Source organism: Streptomyces angustmyceticus (assembly GCF_040701845.1).
Taxonomy (GTDB): domain Bacteria; phylum Actinomycetota; class Actinomycetes; order Streptomycetales; family Streptomycetaceae; genus Streptomyces; species Streptomyces angustmyceticus_A.
This window is the reverse complement of the sequence record NZ_JBFBHQ010000005.1, coordinates 162,098-186,342: the sequence shown is the minus strand read 5'-3', so window position 1 is coordinate 186,342 and position 24,245 is coordinate 162,098. Positions and strand designations below refer to the sequence as shown.

The following is a 24,245-nucleotide window of genomic DNA, read 5'->3' as shown; positions in this document are numbered from 1 at the left end:
CTCACACCACTCCCAGCAGCGCGGGAAGTTCGGCGACCGAGCCCAGGATGTGGGTGGCGCCGGCCGCCGCCAGCTGCGCCCGGTCGTGCGCACCGGTCAGCACGCCCGCGACGACCGAGGCCCCGGCCCGCCGCCCGGAGAGCATGTCGTACGAGGTGTCGCCGGCCACCGCGATCCGCCGCACGGAGTCGGTGGCGCGGGTGCGCAGCAGCGCGGTGAGGACCATGTCGGGGTAGGGACGGCCGCGGCCGCCCGCCTCGGCCGGGCACAGGGTGAGCGCGGCCAGGTCCTGCCAGCCGAGGGCGCCGAGGATGGCGTCCTGGGTGACCCGGGCGAAGCCGGTGGAGAGCACGACGGTGCGGCCGGCCGCCCGCAGCGCCTCGATGGCCTCGCGCGCGCCGGCGACCGGCGCGATCCGTCCGCCGTCGACCAGTTCGCCGTAGGCCGTCTCGAAGGCGGCGTTGGCGCGCCGGGCGGCGGCCTCGTCGCCGAAGAGGTGGCGGAAGACGGAGATCTTGGACTCGCCCATGGTGGCGCGTACGTGGGCGAGCTTCTCGGCGTGGTCGGCGCTGCCCGGTGCGACGCCCAGGTGGCGGGCGGCCACGTCGAAGGCCTGCTCGACCAGCCCGCCGTCGGCGACGGTGGTGCCGGCCATGTCGAGGACGATCAGCTCGGTGGCGGTGGGGTCGGGGTGGCCGTCAAGGTCCGTGGTGCGGGCGTTGTCGGCGTTCTCGGTGCGGTCGCTCGTCGCACGGTGGTCGGTCAACTCACTCACCAGCCCAGTTCGTTCGCGGTGGTCTCGGCGATTGCCGGGGAACAGGTCATGCCGCGGCCGCCGGGCCCGGTGACCAGCCAGACGCCGTCGCGGGCCTGCTGGCGGTGCACCACGCGGGTGGTGTCGGTGCACTGTGCGTAGACCCCGGCCCAGCGGTGGCGGATCCGGGGCAGCGGGCGGCCCAGGATCGATTCGACGACGCCGGTCAGGTGCTCGTAGGGCTCCTCGACCGTGTCGAAGGCGAACGGCGTCGCGTATTCGTGGGTGTCGCCGATGGTCAGTCCGCCGTCGGCGCGCTGGACCATCAGCAGCTGCATCCTGTGCGCGGCGGCGGTCGGCGTCTGTGCCTGGCCCGCGTCGAGCGCGTCCAGGGCGTCGCCGCGGTACGCCGGGTAGTAGCGGAAGCTGTCGGCGTCGGCGACGGAGGTGGTCAGCGGTTCGCCGAGCGGATCGGTCTGCATCATCTGCAGCCGCACCCGGCGCACCGGCAGGTCGGGGACCAGCTCCCGGACCAGGCCGCCGAGCCAGGCGCCGGTGCACAGGACGACGGCGTCGCCGCGGTGCAGGTCGCCGTGGTCGTCGCGTACGCCGCGCTCGCCGGTCACCTCGCGGACCTCGCGGCCACCGAGGTAGGTGTAGCGGCCGGATTCCAGCAGCGCCGACTTCAGGGCGCGTTGGGCGGTGCGCGGTTCGACGGCGGCGTCCCGCTCGCACCACAGCGCACCGGCGAACCCGCCGCGCAGGGCGGGGTTGATCCGCCGCGCCTCGCCGGGGTCCACCAGCCGGTAGCCGCGGGCGGCGGCGTCGGGGCGGCGGGCGGCGGCCTCGGCGACGGCGAGTTCGGCGGCGTTCTTGACGACGGTCAGCGAGCCGATGGCCCGGAAGCCGAGCGCGGGGACGCGGGCGCCGATGCCCTCCCACAGCTCGCGGGCGCGCAGCGCGGTCGCCAGCTCCTCGCCGCCGGCCCGGCCGCTGATCCAGATCTGCCCGAAGTTACGGACCGAGGCGCCGCGGGCCTCGTCCTCCCGCTCGATGTGCAGGACGTCATGGCCCCGCTCGACTGCGTGCCAGGCGTGCATGGTTCCCAGCACGCCCGCTCCGACAACTATGACTCGCATGCCCCAGACGGTCGTGGCGGTGGATGACCCGGCGGGGGCCCTCCGGCGACGCGGCGGTGAACACGGCCGCACACTTGGCCTAGACCCGTTATCTCCTCGTGACTTTCCTGCGGGGGCCCTGCGGGGGTTCGTTCCGGTTCGCGGCTGCCGTCGCCCGTTTCAGTCCGACGCCGCCGGTTTCCCCAAGTGGGTGGTGAAGGAGAACCGGTCCCCCCGGTAGAGCGAGCGGACCCGCTCCAGGGGACGGCCGTGGGTGTCCCGCGACAGCCGGTGGATCAGCAGCATCGGCAGGGCACCGGGCGTGCCGATCAGCAGTGCCTCGCGCGGGGTGGCGAGGACGGTCTCCAGCCGCTCGTCCGCGTCGCCGAAGCCGATGCCCAGCCGCTGGTCGAGATAGGCGTAGAAGGAGGAGTCCGGGGCGAAGTCGGTGGCCAGGTCCGGCACCCGCGCGACCGCGGCATAGGTGCTCTCCAGCCCGATCCGCTCGTCGTCGGCGAGCAGCACCCGCTCCATGTGCCAGACCGGGTCGCCCGCTTCGAGGCCCAGGTCGCCGGCGAGCCGCGGCGGGCACGGGAACCGGTCGAGGCCGACCAGGTGCCGGCCGGGCCTGCGGCCCTGGCCGCGGACGCCCTCCGTGTAGCTCGCGAGCGACAGCGGCTGCTCCATCTTGGGGCCCGCGACGACCGTGCCGCGCCCGGCCCGCCGCAGCCGCCCCTCCAGGATCAGTTCGCGCAGGGCCTGGCGCAGCGTCTCGCGGGAGACCTCGAAGCGCAGCGCCAGCTCGCGCTCGGTGGGCAGCACCGCGCCCTCGTCCCACTCCGCCAGCAGCGCGGCGATCTCGACCTTGGCCGCGTAGTACTTGGGGATGCGCCCGTGCTCGGGGACGCCGGACCGGATGGGTGCGCCAGGATCCTGGCCGTACGGGAAGTCCACGCGGCGATCCTCGCACTACGGCGCGGCACGGTCGGCGGACAGGCCCCTAAGGGTGCGGCCCGGGGAGGGCGTGGGCGCCGCCGGCAGCGGGGGCCCCGGCCGCGAGACCGCCCGGCCGGCTGCCGAACAGCGGTGCCAGCACCAGCTCCGCCGCCCCGTCGGCGACCACCCGCGCGCCGCCCTGGGCGAGCGCCACCGGCACCGGGGCCCTGCCGCGGGCACGGGCCTGGGCCGCCAGGGCCTCGGCCACACCGGTCCGGAAGCCGTCGGGGTGGGCCAGTACCGTGCGTCCGCCGAGCAGCACCCGGTCGATGTCCAGCAGCTCGACGAGGTTGGCGGCGCCCACGCCCAACGCCCGTGCCGCGCCCGGCAGATCCCCGCCGGCCACCGCGGCCAGGCACAGCGCCTCGATGCAGCCGCGCCGTCCGCAGCCGCAGCGCGGCCCGTCCCACTGCACGACCTGGTGGCCGAACTCGCCGGCGCCGGTGCGCGGGCCGCGGTAGAGGCTGCCGTCCAGGACGAGCCCGGCGCCCAGGCCGGTGCCCAGATGGAGGTAGCCGAACGAGCCGGCGCCGGACGGTATCCCCTGGGCGAGGCCCAGTGCCGCCGCGTTGGTGTCCTTGTCGACGACGACGGGCAGCCCGAGCCGTTCGGCGAGCGCCTCCCGCAGCGGGAAGCCGTCCCACCGGGGCGCCCCGGTGACCCGGTGCAGGATGCCGGTGGTGTGGTCCAGCGGGCCCGGGCAGGCCACCCCGGCGCCCAGCACCGGCGGCCCGCCGGCCCGCGCACGCAGCGCGGCGACCTCGCGTTCGGCGGTGGCGAGCACCTGTCCGGCGCCGGCCTCGAAGGCGAGCGGGGCGCGGCGCACGGCGACCGCTTCGCCCGTGAGGTCGGCCAGGACGGCGGTGAGCTCGTCGCGGTCCAGGTGCAGTCCGACGGCGTGCCGGGCCTCGGGGACCAGCCGCAGGACGGTGGCGGGCTTGCCGCCCGTGGAGGCGCGGCGGCCCGCCTCGGCGGCCAGGCCGTCGGCCCGCAGCCGGGCGGTGATCTTGCTGACGGCCTGCGGGGTCAGGCCGGTGCGGTCGGCGAGTTCGCGGCGGCTGACCCCGGCCCCGCCGGCCGCGCGCAGCAGCCCGAGCACCAGCGCGGCGTTGTGACCGCGCAGGGCGGGGAGGCCCGCGCCCGGGGTGCCGGCGGTGCCGTCGTGGGGGAGGTCGTTGCTGCTCACCCACCCATTGTCCGCATCGCTTGCACTTTGGCAACACCGTTGCCAAAGTGGGAGCCATGAGCGAGATGAGCGACTCCACCGGCACCGCCGCCCCCCACCCCCCGCTCCGCACCGGCCTCATCGGCTACGGCCTGGCGGGCTCCGTCTTCCACGCCCCGCTGATCGCGGCCGCCGAGGGCCTGCAGCTCGACACCGTCTCCACCGCCGCCCCGGAGCGGCAGGCGCAGGCCCGCGCCGAGCATCCGGGGGTCCGTACGGTCGACACCCCCGAGGCGGTGCTCGACCGCGCCGGGGACCTCGACCTGATCGTGCTGGCGACGCCGAACAAGACGCATGTGCCGCTCGCCACCGCCGCCCTGGAGGCCGGTCTCCCGGTGGTCGTCGACAAGCCGCTGGCCGCGACCGCCGCCGAGGCCGAGAAGCTCGCCGCGCTCGCCGAGGACCGCGGCCTGCTGCTCTCCGTCTTCCAGAACCGCCGCTGGGACAACGACTTCCGCACCGTCCGCACGCTGATCGAGGAGGGCGCGCTCGGCGACGTCCACCGCTTCGAGTCCCGCTTCGAGCGCTGGCGGCCGCAGCCCAAGGGCGGCTGGCGCGAGTCCGGCGACCCGGCGGAGATCGGCGGCCTGCTCTACGACCTCGGCAGCCACCTCGTCGACCAGGCGCTGGTCCTCTTCGGCCCGGTCGTCTCCGTGTACGCCGAGTCCGACGTGCGCCGCCCGGGGGCCGAGGCCGACGACGACTCCTTCCTCGCCCTCACCCACGCCGGCGGCGTCCGCTCCCATCTGTGGATGAGCGCCACCACCCCCATGCTCGGCCCGCGCTTCCGGGTGCTGGGCAACCGGGCCGGCTATGTGAAGCACGGCCTGGACCCGCAGGAGGCCGCCCTGCGCGAGGGCCGCCGGCCCGGCGACGCGCAGGGGGAATGGGGCGTGGAACCGGAGTCCCGCTGGGGCCGGCTCGGCGCCGGATCGTCCCCGCAGACCGGCGGCGGCGAGCAGGTGCCGACGCTGCCGGGCGACTACCCCGCCTACTACGCCGCGATCGCCCGGGCCCTGCGCGAGGGCGGCCGCCCGCCGGTGACCGCCACCGAGGCCGCGGCCGCCCTGCGCGTCCTGGAGGCCGCCAAGCTCTCCGCCGCGGAAGGGCGTACGGTCCGGATCGCGGAGCCCGCATGAGCGCGGCGGGCCCGGAGCGGGGCGCGTCCGTGAGCGCGGCCGGCACACGGGCGGCGAACGACGAGATCCGCGAACTGACGGCACAGGAGGACCGGTTGGTCCTCGACGCCTTCGGCAACGAGGACGCCTGGCGCCTGGGCTCGCTGCTGGTGGAACTGGCGCGGGAGCGCGGCGCCGCGGTGACGGTCGGGATCCGGCGCGGCGCCCAGCAGCTGTTCCACTGCGCCCTGCCCGGCACCTGCGCCGACAACGACGCCTGGATCGCCCGCAAATCCGCCGTCGTCGAACGCTACGGCGCGTCCTCGTACCGGGTCGGCGCGGGCTTTCGCGCAAAGGGCCGCACCTTCGAGGACTCCTCCCGCCTCGACCCGGACCGCTACGCCGCGCACGGCGGCGCCTTCCCGATCCGGCTGCGCGGCACCGGCGTGGTCGGCGTCGTCGCGGTGTCGGGCCTGCCCCAGGCCGACGACCATGCGCTGGTGGTGGAGGGGCTGGAGCGGTTCATGGCGGCGGGGTGAGCACGACTCCCGCGTCCCGGCGGGCCTGATGCGCAAGGAGGGGGGCGGCCCCGGTCGCGGACCGGGGCCGCCTCCCGTGCGTCGTACCACCGCCCCCTCAGGCGTCCTTGAGTTCCTGGCGCTGCCGGCCCAGGCCGTCGATCTCCAGCTCCACGACGTCGCCGGCGCGCAGGTACGGCTTGGGTTCCGGGTGGCCCATGGCGACACCGGCCGGGGTGCCGGTGTTGATGAGGTCGCCGGGGTGGAGGGTCATGAACTGGCTGACGTAGCGGACGACTTCGGCCACCGGGAAGATCTGCTCGGCGGTGGTGCCGTCCTGCTTCAGCTCGCCGTTGACCCACAGCCGCAGGCCGAGGGCCTGCGGGTCGGGGACCTCGTCGGCGGTCACCAGCCACGGGCCCAGGGGGTTGAACGTCTCGCAGTTCTTGCCCTTGTCCCACTGGCCGCCGCGTTCGATCTGGAAGGCGCGCTCGGAGACGTCGTGCGCCACCGCATAGCCGGCCACCGCCGCCAGCGCCTGCTCGTCGCTCTCCAGGTAGCGGGCCCGGCGGCCGATGACGACCGCCAGTTCCACCTCCCAGTCGGTCTTCGCACTGCCCCGCGGGACCAGCACGGTGTCCTCGGGGCCGACGACCGTGTCCGGGGCCTTCATGAAGAGGATCGGCTCCTCGGGGGTCGCGGCCCCCGTCTCCCTGGCGTGGTCGTGGTAGTTCAGCCCGATGCACACGATCTTGCCGATCCCGGCCAGCGGCGGGCCGGTGCGCAGCCCGGCCGCGTCGAGTTCCGGCAGCTCGCCGGAGGAGGCGGCGGCGCGCAGGCGCGCCAGTGCCGCGTCGTCCGCGAGCAGCGCCGGGTCGATGTCCCTCACCAGGCCGGACAGGTCCCGCAGGACCCCCGTTCCGTCGAGCAGCGCCGGGCGTTCCGCCCCCACCGTGCCGACACGCAGCAGCTTCATCGGTTCCACTCCCGTGGTCGAAGGGTCGGCCCCGGAACGGGATTTCCCGGGCCGGCCGATGGGGGACGGCCATCGAGCGATTTGGTTGATCCTCCGAGAACGGGGTCCAGTCCGCAAGACCCCGTTCACGGACTGGACCGTTACCGGGAGGTAGTGCCGATCGCCGCGGGAGCCCCGTCCGTACCGTTCGTACGGTCGTGGTCCGCACCGTCCGCCCGCGGCTTCGCCCCGTCGGCCGGGCGGGTCCCGGACGGGGTCCCGGCGCGGGAGCCCGCCCGGGAGTTGGCCCGGGCGCGGGCCGCCCGCTGACGGGCCGCGCGGCTCTTCGGCCCGCCCTTCCCGTCCGCGCGCCGCGGCGCCGGACGCTGCTGCGGGACCCGGGCGCCCGACGCGCCGTCAGCCGGTGCGGGGGTCCGCTCGCCGGACGGGGCGGCGGCCTGCGCCCCGGCACGGGACGGCTTCCCCGCGGCGGGGGCCTTCGCGGTGGCCGCCGCCCCCTCGCCGCGCCCCCGGTCCCGCTGCAGCAGCGCCCGCTCGCACGCCGTCCAGGTCGTCGTCGTGACCACGTAGAGCCCGGCGGCCAGCGGCACCACGGCCAGGGTGATCAGCGTGCCGAAGGACAGCAGCGGCATCAGCTTGGCCATCGAGGACATCCCGGGCAGTGCCGCGCCGCCGCCCGCGGCCGGCTGCGGGGCCGCGGCCGCCGCGGCCCTGGCGCGCCGGACGTTCCAGGTGGCGACGGCCGCGATCAGCACGAACAGCGCGAGGTAGACCCGCCCCTGCGGCCCGAACACCCCGCCGTCCGCCAGCGCCTGGCTCCAGTGGCCGCCCAGCGGAGCCCCCAGCAGCGTGTGGCCTTGGAGGCCGCCTCCCCCGGTGGAGAACAGGTGGTACATCACGAAGAAGACGGGCAGTTGCAGCAGGGTCGGCAGGCAGCCGGCCAGCGGCGAGGAGCCGGTCTCGGCGTACAGCTCGGACATCGCCTTCTGCAGCCGCTCGGGGTTGCCCTTGTGCGTGCGCTGGAGCTCGGCCATCCGCGGTGCGAGCGCCGAGCGGGCCTTCTCGCCGCGGGCCGCGGCGCGGGCGAGCGGGTGCAACGCGGCGCGGACGCCGAGGGTGCACAGGACGATGGCGGCGGCCATGGCCGCGGTGCCGAAGAGCGGGGCGATCGCCCCGGCGCCGTGCGCCAGTGCCTCGCCGAGAAAGCCGAACATGGACATGGGTGAGCCCTCCACGGGTCTCGTCGTGCCGGGAAGAAGGATTCGGCGTGACGAGCCGCGCGGACGCGGAATGCGGTGCGGTGACCGGAGCGTGCGCCTACGCGGCCGTCGGGAGGGGACGGCCCGGTGCTCGGGGGCGCGGGCGGCCGGCGGCGTCGGGATCGCGTTGCGGCAGGAAGGCCGTGCGCCGCTCGCGGTCGCGCAGGGCCGTACGGATCCGGCCCGGTGGTACGGGCCGCGCGAAGGCCGCGATCAGGAAGGCGCGGCACAGCAGGAGCAGCGCGCCGGTGGTCGCGGCGGCGGTCAGCGCGGTGGTGAGTCCGGTCTGCGTGAGCAGGAACCCGGCCAGGACGAACAGGAGCGCCGAGGTGTACAGGCGCCATGCGTGGACGATGCGGTACATCCGGCGCCCTCCTCAGGTTGTCAGGTCGTCAAGACTTATCGGCTTCCGCTCAAGAGTAGCCACAGATCTGGGCAGCGGGGAGACCGGCCGATAACTTGCCCCCCTGCCGTCGGGACGTCGGCGGACCAGGGGGATCGAGGGGGAACACCTAGGAGGTGCTGTGCGCGACATCAGCGTTCCGGCCGTGGCGGCTCCACTGCGGACCGGCGGTCTCGCCGACTCCGTATTCGACACCGCGACCCACCAGCCGGATTTCGCTCAGCTCGCACGCCGCGACGACCGAGCACCCGGCGGCTGGCAGGAGGTGTCCGCGGCGGAGTTCCGGGACGAAGTGATGGCCCTGGCCAGGGGGCTGTTGGCGGACGGGGTGCGGCCGGGCACCCGGGTCGCGCTGATGTCCCGTACGCGCTACGAGTGGACGCTGTTCAGTTATGCGCTGTGGGCGATCGGCGGACAGCTGGTGCCGGTCTATCCGACCGCCTCGGCCGAGCAGCTGCGCTGCATCCTGGTCGGGGCGAAGGTCACCGCGATCGTCGTCGAGAACGAGGCGCAGGCCATGACCGTGGCGGAGGCCTGCAACGCGGAGGCCGCGCTGCGCCGGCTGTGGCAACTGGACCTGGACTGCGTCCGGCGGCTGGCGGAGGAGGGCACCCGGCTGCCGGAGGCCGATGTGCACCGGCTGCGGCACGCGGTCTGCCCGGACGGCGTCGCGGCGATCGTGTACACCTCGGGGACCACCGGGCGCCCGCGCGGCTGTGTGATCACCCATGCCAATCTCGCCGCCGAGTGCGACACCCTGTACGCGGGCTGGGGCGGGCTGCTGGCCGCGCCCGGCGAGCGCCCCTCGCTGCTGGCCTTCCTGCCGTTCGCGCACATCTACGGGCTGATGGTGCAAGTCGCCTGCCTGCGCGGCGGGGTGAAGCTCGCCCATCAGCCCGATGTGACGTCGGAGGAGCTGCTGCCGGCCCTCGCGTCGTTCCGCCCGACCTTCCTGTTCGCGGTGCCGTACGTCTTCGAGAAGATCTGCACCCGCGCCCGGCTGGCCGCCGAAGCGGCGGGCCGGCAGCGGACGTTCGACGCGGCGATGACGGTGGCGGTGCGCTATGCGGAGGCGCTCGCCGAGGAGGGGCGGGGCGGGCGCGGCCCCGACCCGTTCCTGCGGGCCCGGCACGCGCTCTACGACCGGCTGGTGTACTCCCGTATCCGCGAGACGCTGGGCGGCCGGGTGCGGACCGCGGTCTCCGGCGGCTCACCGCTCTTCCGCGAACTGGGGCTGCTCTTCGCCGGGATCGGCATCACCGTCTACGACGGCTACGGCCTGACGGAGACCAGCGGCGCGATCACCGTCCAGCCGCCCGGCAAGGTGCGGTTCGGGACGGTGGGCCGCCCGCTGCCGGGCAGCGCGGTGCACCTGGCGCTGGACGGCGAGGTGTGGGTGCGCGGCCCGGTGGTCTTCGCCGGATACCTCGACGAGGGCGGCGCACCGGGCAGCGGGCTGTACGACGGCTGGCTGCCGACCGGCGACCTGGGCCACCTGGACGAGGACGGCTATCTCGTCATCACCGGCCGCAAGAAGGACATCATCATCACCAGCAACGGCAAGAGCGTGGCCCCGCAGGGCCTGGAGCAGCGGCTGTGCGCCCACCCGCTGATCTCGCAGTGCGTGGTGGTCGGCGACAACCGGCCCTACGTCACCGCGCTGATCACGCTGGACCCCGAGGCGCTGGCGCACTGGCGGGGGCTGCGCGACGAGCCCGGCCCGGACAGCACCGCGCCGTCGCCGGAGGAGCAGCTGCAGGCGGAGGTCCGGCGGGCGGTGGCCCGGGCGAACGCGTCGGTGTCGCGGTCCGAGTCGATCCGCGCCTTCCGGGTGCTGCCCGAGGAGTTCAGCCAGGAGTCCGGGCTGATGACGCCGTCGCTCAAGCTGCGGCGGGCGGCGATCGTGGGGAGGTACGCGGCGGAGATCGACGCCCTGTACGCGGAGGGCAAGCGCGAGGAGCCCGGTACCCGGCGCGATCGTCGCAGATGGGCCGCGGCGGGGCTGTACGCGCGCTGAACGCGGCGCGCACGGGCTGGACGGGCCCGGCCGGGCATACGGAAAGCCGGCGCACGTCACCCGTTCCCCCGGCCGGGCCCGCACGCGGCACCGTAGCAGTGCCGCGGCGGGCCCGGCCGTTATTTGTCCAGGGGTGAGGACCCCGGCCCGCAGGGCCGGTACGGCACTTAGCGTCCGGTGGGATTCCAGTAGTGACGAACCGGGAGGCCGTGTGCGGTCCATCCTCAGCAATTCCGCAACATCCGGGCGGACCATCGCCACCGGACTGGTGGTAGCCGCGCTCGTGGCCACGCTCGCGGCGCTGCTGCTGCCCGTCCAGCTCTTCGGCGAGTCCGCGGCCGCGGCCACCACCACGCTCTCGTACGACGACGACGGCGGCGGCACGGTCCAGACCCGCTACGGTCCGCTCACCGCGATGGACCGGGACTTCGTGCGCAAGGTCAAGCTGGCCGGGCTGTGGGAGCTGCCCTCGGGCCGGATGGCCCAGCAGCGCGGGACGACCCCCGCGGTCCGCACGGCCGGCAACCATCTCGTGGCCGGGCACACCGAGCTGGACCGGCGGTCGAACGAGGCCGGGCAGGCGCTGGGCATCGACCTGCCCGCGGAGCCCAACGCCGCCCAGCAGGGCTGGCTCGGGCAGATCAAGGCCGCCCAGGGAAAGGAGTTCGACGCGACGATGGCCGAGCTGTTGCGCCGGGCCCACGGCAAGGTCTTCGGGCTGATCGCCCTGGTCCGTGACCAGACCAAGAACACGATGGTGCGTGCCCTGGCGGACCGCGCCAACGCCGTCGTGCTGGACCACATCACGGTCCTGGAGAAGACCGGGAACGTCGACTTCAACACCCTGCACACCAGCTGACCGCACGCAGCTCCCGGTTCTGCGGATCCGCCCACAACCCCTGTGAAACCGACCAGGACGACACCCCTCACATCGGACGAAGCGAAGTGATCTCATGAGGCAACGGCAACAGGCCCATAAACGCTCGCGTTTGACGAACAGAATGCTCATCGGCGCCACCGCCCTCCTGCTGGGCGGCGGCGGGCTGGCGGCCTACGCCACCACGGCGCTGGCGGGCAACAACACCCCGGGCACGACGATGGGCAGCCATCAGCACACCGCGTCCGCCTTCACCATCTCCTGCCCCGATGTGGGCGAGCGGCTGCGGACCGTCCCGCGCAGCGCCCAGCTCCCGGTCTCCAAGGGGCTCTCCGCCCTGGACAAGCAGGTGCACGACGCGTACCACAAGATGATGGGCGGCAGCGGTACCGCCGTCATGTCCCCGCTCAAGGCGCAGCGGGAGAAGACCATCAGGATGATGGTCACCGCGATCGCCAAGAACACCAAGCGGCCGGGCTACCTGCTGAAGATGAGCGGCTGTACCACCAAGCCCGTGAACGAGGGCGCCGGAGCCGGCGGCAACGACTCCACGAAGTCCGTGCAGGACGGCTGGTACCAGGGGCAGAACCCGACCCAGGACCAGCAGGGCCAGCAGCAGGGCCAGGACCAGCAGGGGCAGCAACAGGGCCAGGACCAGAACCAGCAGGGGCAGGACCAGAACCAGAACGGCGGCCAGCAGGGCCAGGCCGGCGGCCCCTCCCCCGACGACTTCGTCGACATCACCAGCGTCCAGCCGAACGCGGACGCCCCGCCGTTCGCCGCCCCCAAGGGAGGCAACGCCTCGACCGGCACCTTCACCACCGAGTGCGGCCGCAATGAGGACGGCCACTTCAACTCCGACAACGTCATCGTGACGCCGGGCGTCAGCAACGGCGCGCACCACACCCACGACTACGTCGGCAACAAGGCCACCGACGCCTTCGCCGACGACAACAAGCTCGCCGCCTCCGACACCACCTGCAACAACGGCGACCAGTCCACCCACTACTGGCCGGTGCTGCGCAAGCTGGACGGCAACGCGGAGCAGAAGCCGGGCGCCGCGCAGGACGCCAACGTCGGCACGACGCTGACCCCCGCCACGGTGACCCTGTCGTTCCGCGGCAGCCAGGTCGGCCAGGTCGAGGCGATGCCCCGCTTCATGAAGATCATCACCGGTGACGCCAAGGCGTTCACCAACGGCACCAAGAACGCCAACGCGTCCTGGAGCTGCACCGGGTTCGAGGACCGGCAGCTGAAGGACAAGTACCCGCTGTGCCCGGAGGGCTCGCAGGTCGTACGGACCTTCGCCTTCCAGAACTGCTGGAACGGCCGGGACATCGACAGCGGCAACCACCGCGACCATGTCGCGTTCTCGGACCAGAACGGCGTCTGCCCCAACGGCTTCAAGGCGATCCCGCAGCTCACCCAGCGGATCACCTACGACGTCCCGCAGGGCGACAGCTTCGCGGTGGACAGCTTCCCCGAGCAGTTGCACAAGCCGGTGACCGACCACGGCGACTTCATCAACGTGATGCCGGACCAGCTGATGAGCAAGGCCGTCGACTGCATCAACAGCGGCCGCAAGTGCACCTGAGGCCCGCAGCCCCTTGGGGGATCTCCCCCAAGGGGCGCACGGCCCCCGGGACGTGACAAAGCAGCGGCCCCGACCCGGATTCCCGGGGGTCGGGGCCGCTGCTCTGCGCCGGACTGCGCGCGCCGTACCGGAGGGCTCTTGCCGTACCGGCCGGCCGTCAGCTCAACGGGCGCGGTGTGTCAACCGTCGGTTCCTCAAAGACCGTTGACGCGGGCCTCGCGGGCCATGCCCAGCGGGCGTATGGACGAGGCGACGGCCCGTGCGCGACGGCCGGCGCGTGCGCGGTAGCTGCGCACATGGGCCATCAGCCGGCGGCTGCGCAGCGCCATCTCCAGCTCGAAGCGGGTCCGCGGGTCGCGCAGCACCGGGCCGAAGAGCTTCTCGATCTGACGCAGGCGGTATCGGACCGTCTGGGGGTGCACATGCAGCAGTTTCGCCGCCTCGGGGGCACCGCCGCCCTCCAGCCACGCCAACAGGGTGACTTCCAGGCGCTCGCTCTGCCGGGGCGTCAGCTCCTCCAGCGGGCCGAGCCAGCGGGAGGTCAGCGCGTCGGCCAGCGACTCGTCCTGGAGCAGCAGCAGCGCGGAGAGGTGGTCGTCGACGAACGCGGGCCGCGACTCCGGGCCGACCCGGCCCGGGGCCAGCGTCAGCAGGTACCGGGCCCAACGCAGCGAGGAGGCGGTGTCGGTGGCCGGCACGACGTGTCCCACCGCGGCCGGCCGGCCCTTGAGCGCCGCCTCCAGGCGGGCCCGGGTCTGGGTGGCCGGGTCGGGGACGAACAGGCAGGTGTACCCGTCGACGGAGCCGATGAGCGCGTGGCCGAGCGCCGCGGCGAGCTGGGCGGCCTCGACGGGGGTGGCGAGGACCACGGCCTGGAGGGTCTCGGGGACCGGCCAGCCGGCCGCGCGGGCCAGCTCGTTCAGTCCCTCCTCCGGCAGCTCCCGCTGCCCGGCGAGCACGTCGAACAGGTCCTGGCGGGCCCGGGCCACCGGCATCGGAGTCACCACGGACGGTACCGCCCTAGGTTTACTCTCCGACTCTTTTTGGTACCCAAGAACTGTCAGCAAGGCCTGTTCAAGCGCCCATTGTGCCTCTTCTACGGGAGTATCCCCGAGAAGTGCGGACAATGCGGGAAATCCGCGTTGCAACTCCGCGACCAACTTGTCGGCGAGATCCGGAAGTTCATTTCTGACTACCCGGTTCCACTCGCCTCGGGGACGCGACCAGATGCGGTTCAGGAGATCACACATCGCTACCTCGATCCTGGCGGGGATGCGGCTGTTACTGGGGATTGGCGCCCCCCGGGCGCCTGAGTCGGCATCATCCGGAGTCACCCCGCGCGACCGCGATGCCAGTGCAGGAATTTGTCACAGCGCGATAAACCTTACGAAAGCTTGAACGCGTTCGGAGATGCTTTTACACATCCGGATTACGGCCCTGCGTATCCGACCGGTTACAGAATGTTTAGTGTTACCGGGGGTCACCCGAACAAAAGCCCCGGGCAAATTACGCCCCCGGGAGATTTCATCGAAATTCGCATCCCGCACCCGCGCCCCGACACCGGGAGGTCCGATGTCCGCACCGCGTATGCAGAGCCGCCGCGCCACGCACCGAGCCCGGTCCTCGCCCTTCGTGCCCCGCCCCCGGCGTCCCCCGAACGAACCCGGGCCGCCGGCCCGCCGACCGGCCGGCGGCTTCGCCGGAACCGCCGTACTCCGCCCGGCGCTTCCGGCCGCACTGCTGCTCTTCCTCGCCGTCCTGCTGCGCTCCGGCGCGATGGACGGCCTGCTGAACTTCCTCGACTTCGGCGCCGGGGTGCTCGCGCTGGTCTCCCTGTCGGTCACCGTGCTGTGGGGCCTGGCCGCCACCGACCGGATGGTGCTGAAGTCCGGCCACCGGCTGCTCGCCCAGGCCGTGCACCGCGGCACCGGCGTCGCCGGCCTCGGCTTCCTGGGCCTGCACATCTGGGTCAAGGTGACCGAGGGCCACACCGATGCGACGGCCGCCGCGGTGCCCTTCACCGACGGCGCCCGCCCCGGCCTCATCGGCCTCGGCACCCTCGCCGCCTACGTGTTCGTCGCCGTCGCGGTGACCGGCGCGGTGCGCGGCGCCTTCACCGGCATCACCGCCTCCCGGTGGTGGCGGGGCCTGCACATGAGCGCCTACGCCGCCTGGGGGCTGGCCCTGGTGCACGGCCTCAGGGCGGGCCGCCCCGCGGCCGGCTATGCCCTCGTCGGCTACGCCGTCTGCCTCGTCGCGGTGGCCGTACGGCTTGCGCTCCGGATGCGCGATTCACGCAGGAACACAGGAGAACTCCCATGACCGCCCCCGCTCCCACCCGTCCGCTCCCGGCCGTCCCCGACCCGGAGCCCGTACCGACGCTGGCATCGTTCGGCCCGCCGCGCCTGCTGGCGGGCCTCGACGAGTTGCCGCGCATGGACCGGGTGGCACACCTGTCCCGGCACGGCAGCCTGCCCCAGCTCACCTCCACGGAGCTGGTGGCGCTGGCCGAGGACATCGACCTGCGCGGCCGGGGAGGTGCGGGCTTCCCCTTCGCCCGCAAGCTCACCGCCGTCATGGACGGGATGCGCAAGGCGGACGGCAAGGGCGCGGTGGTCGTCAACGGCAGCGAGGGCGAGCCCAGTTGCCTCAAGGACACCGCGATGCTGCTGCACGCCCCGCACCTGGTGATCGACGGCGCCCTGCTGGCCGCCGACGCCCTGGGCGCCCAGGAGGTCGCGATCGGGGTGACCCGCATGGACGTGCTGAAGTCCGTGCAGAGCGCCATCGACGAGCGCGGACCGGTGCGGCCGACGTTACGGGTCACCCTGCTCACCGAACGGTTCGTCACCGGCGAGGGCTCCGCGATGACGAACGGGCTGGGCGGCGGCCCCGGCCTCCCCTCGGGCCGCAAGATCCGCTCCAGCGAGCGCGGTCTCAACGGTGTGCCGACGCTGCTGTCCAACACCGAGACCTACGCCCAGCTCGCCGTGGCCGCCCGGCTCGGCGCGCTCGGCTACCGCACGGTGGGCCTGCCCACGGAGCCCGGCACGCTGCTGCTGACGGTCGCCGGCAGCCGCGTGGTGGAGGTGCCCTACGGCGTCTCGCTGGCCCGCGTCCTGGCGCTGTGCGGCATGGACCAGGGGCAGGGCGTGCTGATCGGCGGCTACCACGGCACCTTCGTGTCGCCCACCGACGCACTGACCGCGAACCTCTCGAAGGAGTCGCTGGCGGAGTACAAGGCGGTGCTCGGGGCCGGTGCGGTGCTGCCGCTGCCCTACGACACCTGCCCCGCGGGCGAGACGGTACGCGTCGCGCAGTGGATGGGTGCCGAGTCGGCCGGCCAGTGCGGCCCCTGCGTGCTGGGCCTGCCCGCGCTCGCCGAGCAGCTCGACCGCGCCGTACGGGGCGGCGGTTCGGCCGCCCTGGAGGCCGTCCAGGCGCGGATGCGGGCGGTCGAGAAGCGGGGCGCCTGCAGCCATCCGGACGGCACCGCGCGCTTCGTCGCCTCGGCCCTCGCCGCCTTCCCCGAGGAGTTCGAGCGTCATGCGCAGGGGTTCGGATGCGGCCGCCCGGTGACCGGCGCGCTGCCGGTCACCGGGAGCCGGCCGCTGCCCTCCACCGTCCCCCAGCCGGCGCCCGCGCCCTCCCGGCCGGCCGCGCCGCCGCAGGAGAGGCTGCTGGTCGACTGGACGCTGTGCCGCGGCCACGGCCTGTGCGCGGACGTGGTGCCCGGCATCATCAAGCTGGGCCCGGACGGCTATCCGGAGAAGGCGAGCATGCCGCTGCCCGCCCGGATGCGGCGCCGCGCGCAGCTCGCGGTCCGCCGCTGCCCGGCACTCGCGCTGCGCGTGCAGGGCGGCAACTGACGCCGGTGGCCCGGTTTTTGCGCGCGGAGAAAATTCTCCGGCCGCGTTGAACGCCCGGCCCCCCGTAGCGCGTATTCCCCCGGCGACGGCACCCCGCCGGGGGCTCCGGGCCACCACAGGGCCGGGCCACCGTCCCGGCCCTCACCTCAGCAAGCGACGCAACACCACCGACCAAGGAGACAACATGAGCACTCGACGTCGTGCGGGTCTCGCGGCCATGGCGGTCGCCACCCTGGCCCTGACCGCCGCCTGCGGCAGCAGCGACAACCAGAGCGCCGGCACCCCCACCGCCGACAACGTCCAGCCCGCCGGGCAGGGCACCAGCGACTACGGCTACGGCTCCTCCGGGTCGGACTCCGGCGCGGGCGGCTACGGCGGCCAGGCGGGCGGCGACAACGGCGGCAAGGCCCCGCAGGCCGCCCCCAGCGCCGGCACGCTGGCCCTGCACCAGGACAGCGAGCTCGGCCCGGTCGTCACCGACTCCAAGGGCATGACCCTCTACCGCTTCGACAAGGACACCGCGGACCCGTCCAAGTCCAACTGCTCCGGCTCCTGCGCCACCACCTGGCCGGTGGTCCCCGCCGACGGCGCCAGCGCCCCGGCCGGCATCGACAAGAGCAAGCTGGGCTCGGTCACCCGCGCCGACGGCACCAAGCAGCTCACCATCGGCGGCTGGCCCGCCTACCGCTACGCCAAGGACACCAAGCCCGGCGACACCAAGGGCCAGGGCGTGGGCGGCACCTGGAACGCGCTGGCCGCCGACGGCAAGAAGGCCGGCGCCCAAAAGCCCGGCGACGTCTCGGTGTTCGACCACCCGCAGCTCGGCTCGATCCTCGTCGACGGCGAGGGCCGCACCCTCTACCGCTTCAACAAGGACAGCGCCTGGCCGATGAAGTTCGGCTGCAACGACGCCTGCCTGGACACCTGGAAGCCCGCCAAGCCGGCCGACCGCTCCAAGCTCAACGGCATCGCCCCCAAGCTCATCTCCACCGTCACCCGCCCCGACGGCACCCGCCAGCTGGCCGTCGACTGCTGGCCGGTCTACTGGTTCACCGGCGACAAGCAGCCCGGTGACATCAACGGCCAGGGCAAGATGGGCCTGTGGTTCGCGGTCTCCAAGGAGGGCAAGAAGATCACGACGACGCCGTAGGGCCGACCGCCCCGCCCGGCGCCACCGCACCGCCCCGGGGGAACTCGTCGTCCAGCGCCAGCACCTCGGCGTCCGGCCTCTCGTCCGTATCGCGCGGTCCCAGCCAGGTGACCCCGAGCGCCACCGCCACATTCACGGCGAGCCCGACGAGCCCCGCGTTCATCCCCCAGACCGGGTCGTGTCCCCCGAAGACCAGGACACAGACGAGCGCAAAGCCCGCCGCCAGGCCGCTCACCGCGGCGCGAAGCGTCAGCCGCCGCCACACCAGCCCCAGCAGCAGCATCGGCACGAGCTGCGCCATGCCCTCGTACGAGATCAAGGACAGCCTGACGAGGGTGTCGGGGGCGGTGTAGGTCAGTGCCAGCGCCAGCGCCCCGGCCCCCACCACGACCAGCTGCGACCACAGCTTCTGCCGTCCGCCGACCGTCCGCCGACCGCCGTCCCCGGAAGCCTCCCCGGCTCCCCCGCCGCCGCCCGAGCGCGCCCCCAGCACGCTCCTCCCCCACATCGTGCCGATGACCAGCATGAACACGGCCATCGGCACGATGGAGGAGAGGGCGGCGGCCACCCCGATCAGTCCCACGGCCCAGGCCGGAAGGGAGTCCACCACCATGGTGAACAGCGCGAGATCGGAGCCCGCTCCCACCAGCCCGGGCACCACGAACAGCGCTGCCATCCCCAGCAGCATCGGCACGAACAACAGCACGTTGTAGAACGGGAGGTAGAGGGCGTTGCGGCGCAGCACCTCGGCGTTGCGGGCCCCCAGATAGCCCGCCACGGTCGTCGGGAAGACGACCACCGTCAGGGAGTTGACGACCGTGGTGGTGACGAACCAGACCGGGCCCAGTCCGCCCGACGCATGGCCCGGGAAGGTCAGCCACTGCGGCCGCTCGGCGACGATCCGGTGCAGGAACGGCCCGTAACCGTCGAAGTAGTGCAGCGGCACATAGACCGCGAGGAAGCCGAGGGTCGCGATGACGAGGACGTCCTTGAGCACCGACACCCAGGCACTGCCGCGCAGCCCGCTGATCACGACGAAGCCGGTGGTGACGGCGAAGGCTATGAAATAGGCCCAGTTGAGGCTGATGGCACCGTAGGAGATGGTCGAGACGACCACGCCCATGCCGGTGATCTGCAGCTGGATGTACGGCAGCAGGCAGACGGTGGCCAGCAGGGCGACGACGGCGCCGAGCCAGGGCGCCCGGTAGCGGTGCGCCACCATGTCGGTGATGCCGACGAGCTGGTGCCGGCGGGCGTAGGACCACAGCATCGGCCCGACGACGTACCCGAGCGCATAGCCGCAGGACATGTAGGCCAGGACGTAGAGCACCGGGGCACCGAACCGGTAGCCCCAGCCGGCCGCGCCGAGGTAGCTGAAGCTCGTGTAGCTCTCGCCGGCCATCAGCACCCAGATGAAGACCGTCCCCAGGCTCCGGCCGCCCACCGACCACTCGGCAAGGCCCCCGCCGGAGCCGCGGCCGCGCACCGCGAGCAGGCCGAGGACGACGGTGAGGACCATGAAGGCCCCGAAGACGGCGGTGGCGACCGCGGCGTTCACACCCGGCCCCGCTTGCGGTCGGCGCGCCGCGCCAGCCCCACCGACAGCGGGGTCGCCAGCGTCGCCACCAGCATCCAGAAGAACAGGAACGGCAGGCCGAGCACCGTCGGCGTCACCCGGTTCACCAGCGGCAGCACCGCCAGGAACACCACGTACGGCAGCAGCAGCCACAGCAGCGCGGGGCGCCTTCTCGAACCCGGGGCCCGCCCGCCAAAGGTCTCTTTTCGCACGGGGGGAGAGCCTAGGCGACGCACGGCCGCCCTCAGCGTGACTGTGTCGACCGCAACACGCCCCAGACCACCAGCCGGTAGGTGGAGGTGTACTCCGGCGTACAGGTCGTCAGGGTCAGATAGGCGCCGGGCGCCGTGAAGCGGGAGGCGGGGTGCACGCTGCTGTACGGAACGGCGGCGAGGACCGTGCCGTCCGCGGGGGTGGTACGCGCCAGGGTGCGCCGCACGACATAGGTGTAGCGGGCCCGGGCGGTGTCGAGGAGCACGGTGTCGCCGGTGCGCAGCCGGTCGAGGCGGCGGAACGGCTCGCCGTGGGTGTTGCGGTGCCCGGCCAGCGCGACATTGCCCCGCTCGCCGGGCTGGGCGCTGTGCGGATAGTGGCCGACGTAGCCCTTGTTGAGGACCGCGGCCTTGCCGACGCCCTCGGCGACGGGGGCGGTCAGGCCGATCCGCGGGATGCGCAGGACGGCGTACGCCAGGTTCCGCGGCGGCGCCGGGGCCCGTCCCGCGTCGCGGCGGGCTGCTGCGCCGGACGGCGGGCCGCCGCGCGCGGTCCGCCCCGCCGCGCCGCCGTCACCGGGCCGTGCGGGCGCGGCCGGTGCGGCGGGCCGGGCGTCCCACTGCCGCTCCAGCCGGTCCACCTGGTCGTGCGCCGCGCGTTGCGCCTGACGGTTGGTCCACCACAGCTGGTGGACGACGAGCAGCAGGAGCACGGCGCCGAGCGTCACGGCCAGCTCCGCACCCGTCCACAGCGCCCGCGCGGCACGGGAGCGGCGGGTGCGCCGCCCCTGTACGACTACCGGTATCCGCTCCCGCACGCGGGCACCGTAAGCCCTGCGGGGCGAAGCCACCAGAGGCGGCGCGCGCCCGGTCCGCGGCGGGGATCAGCCGCCGAAGGCCTGCGAGACCGCGTAGATGGCGAGCCCGGCCAGGGCGCCGACGACGGTGCCGTTGATCCGGATGAACTGCAGGTCCCGGCCGATGTGCGCCTCGATCTTCTTCGAGGTCTGCTCGGCGTCCCAGCCGGCGACGGTGTCGGTGATCAGAGCCGTGATCTCGCTCTGATACCTCGTCACCACATAGACGGCCGCGCCCTCCAGCCAGCCGTCCACCTTCCCCTGGAGCCGCTCCTCGCCGGCCAGCCGCCGGCCCAGGGACAGCAGCGCGGCCCGCACCCGCATCCGCAGTTCGCTGCGCTCGTCCTCGGCCGCGGCGACGATCATCGCGCGCACCGAGCCCCAGGCCGAGGCGATCAGGTCCTGCACCTCGCCGCGCCCCAGCACCTCGGACTTCAGCCGCTCGACCTTCGCCCGGGTGGCCGGGTCGGACTGCAGATCGTCCGCGAAGTCCCGCAGGAAGCGGTCGACCGCCCCGCGCGCCGGGTGCTCGGGCATGTCCCGCATCTCGGTGACGAAGCGCAGCAGCTCCTTGTAGACCCGGTCGCCCACCTTGCGGTCGACGAACCGCGGGGTCCATCCGGGCGCGCCGCCGGAGACCGCGCTCATCACGGAGTCGCCGTGCTCGACCAGCCAGTCGTGGACACGGGAGACCAGCAGGTCCACCACCCGCCGGTGGCCGCCCTCGGCGACGACCTTCTCCAGCATCGTGCCGATCCCGGGCGCGATCTCCTGGGCGTCGGCGCGGCGGGTGATGGCCTCGCCGACCACCGCCTGCACATCGGAGTCGCGCAGCACGGTCAGCGCGCCGCGCAGCGCGGTGGAGAGCTCGGCGGTGACCCGGTCGGCGTTGCCGGGCTCGGCGAGCCAGCCGCCGACCCGGCGGCCGATGCCGACGGAGCGCAGCCGGTGGCGGACGACCTCGCCGGAGAGGAAGTTCTCGCCGACGAAATCACCCAGACTCTGCCCCAGTTGGTCCTTTTTGGTGGGAATGATCGCGGTGTGCGGGATCGGCAGCCCCATCGGCCGCTTGAACAGCGCGGTGACCGCGAACCAGTCGGCCAGCGCGCCGACCATGCCGGCCTCCGCGGCCGCCGCGACGAACCCGGTCCAGCCGCCCGCCCCGGAGGCCCCGGCCCACTTCGCCAGGGCGTAGACCAGCGCGACGGCCAGCAGCAGACCGGTGGCCAGCGTCTTCATCCGGCGTACGGCACGCCGCCGCTCCTCGTCGGCGGCGCCGTACGCGAAGCCGCCGGCCGGCGCGGGCCGGCCCCCCTGCGGCGCGCCCGGCGCCGGGGCCCGTCCCGCATGCGGCGTCCTGTCCGCAGATGTGCGTTCCATCCGTTCCACCGTTCCCACCGTGCCCCCCGCCATCCATCCGGACCGTCCGGCTCCGCGCGCCGGCCGCCGGTCCGGCCGTATACCCCACTGTGACCTACTCCTGGAACGAACCACGAGTTCCCCGCGTCCATGCCAGGGAGGCATCGAGCGGGGCGCCGGGCGGCGCGCCGGAGGTCCGTGGGATCATGGGGGACCGATCGGACCGCAACGGTGCCGCTGATCATCCGCTGCCCTTGCCCGCCCGGAGCGTGTTGCTCCGCTTTACCCAGGAGACCCCTCCCGCATGAAGAAAAGTGTGGGTTACTCCCTGCTCGCCGGTCTGGCAGCAGTGGTGGTGCTGATCTCGACCGCGATATTCGTCGGCTTCGGTGGCGACGACGGCGGCCCGGGCGACGCCTCGCACAAGCCGCGCGACCCGGCCGCGCCGGCGGTCTCCGGGCAGTGGGTCGGCACCTGGTCGGCGGCCGCCGCGGCGGCCGAGCCCGGCACCCTCAACGGCTACGCGGGAATGTCGATACGCAATGTCGTCCACACCAGCGTCGGCGGCTCGGGCGTCCGCATCCAGCTCTCCAACCTCTACGGCACCCGCCCGCTGGTGGTGAGCCATGCCACCCTGGCGCTGGCCGCGGCCCCCAGCAACCCCACGGCCGCGAGCGGCACCATGCGGCGGCTGTCCTTCAACGGCAAGCCCGCGGTGACCATCCCGGCGGGCGGCGCGGTCACCAGCGACCCGACCCGGCTCAAGGTGCCCGGCGACGCCGATCTGCTGGTCACCACGTACTCCCCGTCCCCGTCGGGGCCCGCCACCTATCACCCGTACGCCCGGCAGACCTCCTACCTGGCGCGCGGCGACCGGGCGGAGGACGCCACCGGCGCGGCGTACACCGAGCAGAGCCCGTACTGGCGCTACCTGACCGGTGTGGACGTGTGGAGCACCCAGGCCCGCGGCTCGGTCGTGGCGATCGGCGACTCCATCACCGACGGCATCACCTCCACCGCGGGCGCCAACCACCGCTGGACGGACTTCCTCGCGGCCCGGCTGCGCAACGAGCCCGGCGCGCCCCGCTACGGCGTCCTCAACCAGGGCATCAGCGGGAACCGGCTGCTGGTCAACGGCTCCCGGTTCTCCCCGAACAACGGGCCCAGCGTGCTGTCCCGCCTGGAACGCGACGCGCTCTCGCGCACCGGCGTGAAGGCGGTGATCGTCGAGATCGGGCTGAACGACCTGTTCAAGACGCCCCGCCAGCTCGACCCGGAGAAGATCGTCGCGGGCATGCGGGAGATCGTCCGCCAGGCGCACGCCCGCGGCCTGCGCGTCACCGGCAGCACCCTCACCCCGTTCGGGGGTCACCGCGGGTACTCCACCCTGCTGAACTCGACGCGCGAACGGGTCAACCGCATCATCCGCTCCGGCACCGTCTACGACGAGGTCGTGGACTTCGACAAGGCGCTGCGCGACCCGGCGGCGCCGGTGCGGCTGCGGCCCGCCTACGACTCCGGCGACCATCTCCACCCCAACGACGAGGGCTTCCGGGCGATGGCCCACACGGTGAACCTCGCCCACCTCAAGCTGGCCGCGCCCGCCGCGCTCTGACGCGAACGGAGCAGACGCCGCCGCCTCAGTCCAACTCCCCCCGCGAGTCGTCCCCGAGGCGGCGGCGCTCCTGCTTCTGGCGCCGCTGCTCGTCCTTCAGCCGCCGCTGCTCGTCCTTCAGCCGCCGCTTCTCCGCCCTGGGCAGCTTGCGTTCGACCCCGACGCCGCCGAGCAGCGCCAGCCCGCCCACGATCACGCGCGGCGCGCCGGGCTCGCCCGGCACCCCGTCCTCGCGCGAGTCGAAGCCGCCCATGATGCCCAGGCCGCGCACCTCGACATCGACGCCCGGCGGCACCACGACGTTCACCCCGCCCATGACCGCCCAGCAGCTGATGACGATCTCGGGCCCGGCGAAGTCCGCCTCGCGCAGATCGATCTCGCCGCCGCCCATCAGGCAGACCGCGGTGAAGCGGCGCCCGATCGTCCACCGGCCCTTGCGCTGGAAGCCGCCCATCACGGCGAGGCCGGCCGTGGACCCCTTCGCGCCGTCCGCGGCGATCCGCTCCGCCCACGGCGCCGGCGCCGCGCTCTCCTTGCGCAGCGACAGCGGGGCCGGCGCGGCGGCGGACACCGGCAGATCGGCGGTGAGCGGCTCCAACTCCCCGTAGGTGCGCGCCCGGTAGGCCGCGTCGAGCCGCTCGTCGAACTCCTCCATCGCCAGCCGGCCTTCCGCGACGGCGTCCCGCAGGATCTCCGCGACCCGCTCGCGGTCGGCGTCGGCGGCGCGCAGTTCCGGGAGTTCTTCAGTCATA

The 24,245-nt window shown here is 73.7% G+C and carries 22 protein-coding genes; 9 read left to right on the top strand and 13 right to left on the bottom strand.

Annotation, left to right across the window (positions count from 1 at the left end; all coding sequences use genetic code 11):
• Position 1: 1 nt before the first annotated feature.
• From AB0411_RS14090 to AB0411_RS14075, 4 genes are all read right to left on the bottom strand, one after another.
• Entirely contained in the window at positions 2-655 is a 654-nt protein-coding gene (locus tag AB0411_RS14090; RefSeq protein ID WP_366417807.1) for an HAD family hydrolase, read from the bottom strand.
• A gap of 116 nt (positions 656-771) precedes the next feature.
• The gene (locus AB0411_RS14085; protein ID WP_366417546.1) at positions 772-1,893 is read right to left on the bottom strand and encodes a TIGR03364 family FAD-dependent oxidoreductase; all 1,122 of its coding nucleotides are present in this window, start codon (positions 1,891-1,893) and stop codon (positions 772-774) included.
• A 159-nt stretch (positions 1,894-2,052) separates the two neighbouring features.
• The gene (locus AB0411_RS14080) at positions 2,053-2,826 is read right to left on the bottom strand and encodes a GntR family transcriptional regulator (protein ID WP_366417545.1); all 774 of its coding nucleotides are present in this window, start codon (positions 2,824-2,826) and stop codon (positions 2,053-2,055) included.
• Positions 2,827-2,872: 46 nt separating this feature from the next.
• Positions 2,873-4,054, bottom strand: coding sequence for an ROK family transcriptional regulator (locus AB0411_RS14075; protein WP_366417544.1), 1,182 nt, complete (start codon positions 4,052-4,054; stop codon positions 2,873-2,875).
• Between the two features lie 56 nt (positions 4,055-4,110).
• Between AB0411_RS14075 and AB0411_RS14070 the strand changes: the two genes are divergently transcribed.
• Both AB0411_RS14070 and AB0411_RS14065 read left to right on the top strand, forming a co-directional pair.
• On the top strand, positions 4,111-5,232 hold the full coding sequence (locus tag AB0411_RS14070) for a Gfo/Idh/MocA family oxidoreductase (RefSeq protein WP_403147589.1): 1,122 nt from the start codon (positions 4,111-4,113) through the stop codon (positions 5,230-5,232).
• Entirely contained in the window at positions 5,229-5,750 is a 522-nt protein-coding gene (locus tag AB0411_RS14065; protein ID WP_366417543.1) for a heme-degrading domain-containing protein, read from the top strand. The genes AB0411_RS14070 and AB0411_RS14065 overlap by 4 nt, the downstream gene beginning before the upstream one ends.
• Positions 5,751-5,847: 97 nt before the next feature.
• On the opposite strand, the gene AB0411_RS14060 is transcribed toward AB0411_RS14065, so the two are convergent.
• The 3 genes from AB0411_RS14060 to AB0411_RS14050 form a co-directional block, all read right to left on the bottom strand.
• Positions 5,848-6,705: a fumarylacetoacetate hydrolase family protein gene (locus tag AB0411_RS14060; protein WP_366417542.1), complete on the bottom strand. Its 858-nt coding sequence runs from the start codon at positions 6,703-6,705 to the stop codon at positions 5,848-5,850.
• A gap of 140 nt (positions 6,706-6,845) precedes the next feature.
• Positions 6,846-7,925 carry a YidC/Oxa1 family membrane protein insertase gene (gene yidC, locus AB0411_RS14055; protein ID WP_366417541.1) on the bottom strand — a complete coding sequence of 360 codons (1,080 nt, stop codon included), beginning with the start codon at positions 7,923-7,925 and terminating at the stop codon, positions 6,846-6,848.
• Between the two features lie 97 nt (positions 7,926-8,022).
• A complete protein-coding gene (locus AB0411_RS14050) occupies positions 8,023-8,328 on the bottom strand; it encodes a DUF6412 domain-containing protein (RefSeq protein WP_366417540.1) in 306 nt (101 codons plus the stop codon).
• A gap of 160 nt (positions 8,329-8,488) precedes the next feature.
• Between AB0411_RS14050 and AB0411_RS14045 the strand changes: the two genes are divergently transcribed.
• The 3 genes from AB0411_RS14045 to AB0411_RS14035 all read left to right on the top strand — a co-directional run bounded on the left by AB0411_RS14045 (position 8,489) and on the right by AB0411_RS14035 (position 12,855).
• A complete protein-coding gene (locus tag AB0411_RS14045; RefSeq protein WP_366417539.1) occupies positions 8,489-10,384 on the top strand; it encodes an AMP-dependent synthetase/ligase in 1,896 nt (631 codons plus the stop codon).
• A 211-nt stretch (positions 10,385-10,595) separates the two neighbouring features.
• The gene (locus AB0411_RS14040; RefSeq protein ID WP_366417538.1) at positions 10,596-11,243 is read left to right on the top strand and encodes a DUF4142 domain-containing protein; all 648 of its coding nucleotides are present in this window, start codon (positions 10,596-10,598) and stop codon (positions 11,241-11,243) included.
• A gap of 142 nt (positions 11,244-11,385) precedes the next feature.
• Positions 11,386-12,855 (top strand): DUF1996 domain-containing protein, encoded by a 1,470-nt coding sequence (locus tag AB0411_RS14035; protein WP_366417805.1) that lies wholly within the window; start codon positions 11,386-11,388, stop codon positions 12,853-12,855.
• 194 nt (positions 12,856-13,049) lie between these two features.
• Here the strand turns inward: AB0411_RS14035 and AB0411_RS14030 are convergent, their stop codons facing one another.
• Positions 13,050-13,862, bottom strand: coding sequence for a PucR family transcriptional regulator (locus AB0411_RS14030; RefSeq protein ID WP_223660172.1), 813 nt, complete (start codon positions 13,860-13,862; stop codon positions 13,050-13,052).
• A gap of 565 nt (positions 13,863-14,427) precedes the next feature.
• Here AB0411_RS14030 and AB0411_RS14025 point away from each other — a divergent pair.
• From AB0411_RS14025 to AB0411_RS14015, 3 genes are all read left to right on the top strand, one after another.
• The gene (locus AB0411_RS14025) at positions 14,428-15,177 is read left to right on the top strand and encodes a hypothetical protein (RefSeq protein ID WP_366417537.1); all 750 of its coding nucleotides are present in this window, start codon (positions 14,428-14,430) and stop codon (positions 15,175-15,177) included.
• The gene (locus AB0411_RS14020) at positions 15,174-16,724 is read left to right on the top strand and encodes an NADH-ubiquinone oxidoreductase-F iron-sulfur binding region domain-containing protein (RefSeq protein ID WP_366417536.1); all 1,551 of its coding nucleotides are present in this window, start codon (positions 15,174-15,176) and stop codon (positions 16,722-16,724) included. The genes AB0411_RS14025 and AB0411_RS14020 overlap by 4 nt, the downstream gene beginning before the upstream one ends.
• A 184-nt stretch (positions 16,725-16,908) precedes the next feature.
• Positions 16,909-17,874 carry an SCO0930 family lipoprotein gene (locus AB0411_RS14015; protein WP_366417535.1) on the top strand — a complete coding sequence of 322 codons (966 nt, stop codon included), beginning with the start codon at positions 16,909-16,911 and terminating at the stop codon, positions 17,872-17,874.
• On the opposite strand, the gene AB0411_RS14010 is transcribed toward AB0411_RS14015, so the two are convergent.
• The 4 genes from AB0411_RS14010 to AB0411_RS13995 all read right to left on the bottom strand — a co-directional run bounded on the left by AB0411_RS14010 (position 17,858) and on the right by AB0411_RS13995 (position 21,899).
• Positions 17,858-19,432: a sodium:solute symporter family protein gene (locus AB0411_RS14010; protein WP_366417534.1), complete on the bottom strand. Its 1,575-nt coding sequence runs from the start codon at positions 19,430-19,432 to the stop codon at positions 17,858-17,860. The genes AB0411_RS14015 and AB0411_RS14010 overlap by 17 nt on opposite strands.
• The gene (locus AB0411_RS14005; RefSeq protein ID WP_366417533.1) at positions 19,429-19,662 is read right to left on the bottom strand and encodes a DUF3311 domain-containing protein; all 234 of its coding nucleotides are present in this window, start codon (positions 19,660-19,662) and stop codon (positions 19,429-19,431) included. The genes AB0411_RS14010 and AB0411_RS14005 overlap by 4 nt, the downstream gene beginning before the upstream one ends.
• A 32-nt stretch (positions 19,663-19,694) precedes the next feature.
• A complete protein-coding gene (locus AB0411_RS14000) occupies positions 19,695-20,480 on the bottom strand; it encodes a class E sortase (RefSeq protein WP_366417532.1) in 786 nt (261 codons plus the stop codon).
• Between the two features lie 66 nt (positions 20,481-20,546).
• Positions 20,547-21,899, bottom strand: a complete 1,353-nt coding sequence (locus AB0411_RS13995) for a DUF445 domain-containing protein (RefSeq protein ID WP_403147598.1) — start codon at positions 21,897-21,899, stop codon at positions 20,547-20,549.
• Between the two features lie 283 nt (positions 21,900-22,182).
• Here AB0411_RS13995 and AB0411_RS13990 point away from each other — a divergent pair, with 283 nt between their 5' ends.
• Complete coding sequence (locus tag AB0411_RS13990) at positions 22,183-23,493, top strand: SGNH/GDSL hydrolase family protein (protein WP_366417529.1); 1,311 nt, start codon at positions 22,183-22,185, stop codon at positions 23,491-23,493.
• A gap of 25 nt (positions 23,494-23,518) precedes the next feature.
• On the opposite strand, the gene AB0411_RS13985 is transcribed toward AB0411_RS13990, so the two are convergent.
• Positions 23,519-24,244, bottom strand: a complete 726-nt coding sequence (locus AB0411_RS13985) for a DUF1707 SHOCT-like domain-containing protein (protein ID WP_366417528.1) — start codon at positions 24,242-24,244, stop codon at positions 23,519-23,521.
• Position 24,245 lies beyond the last annotated feature (1 nt).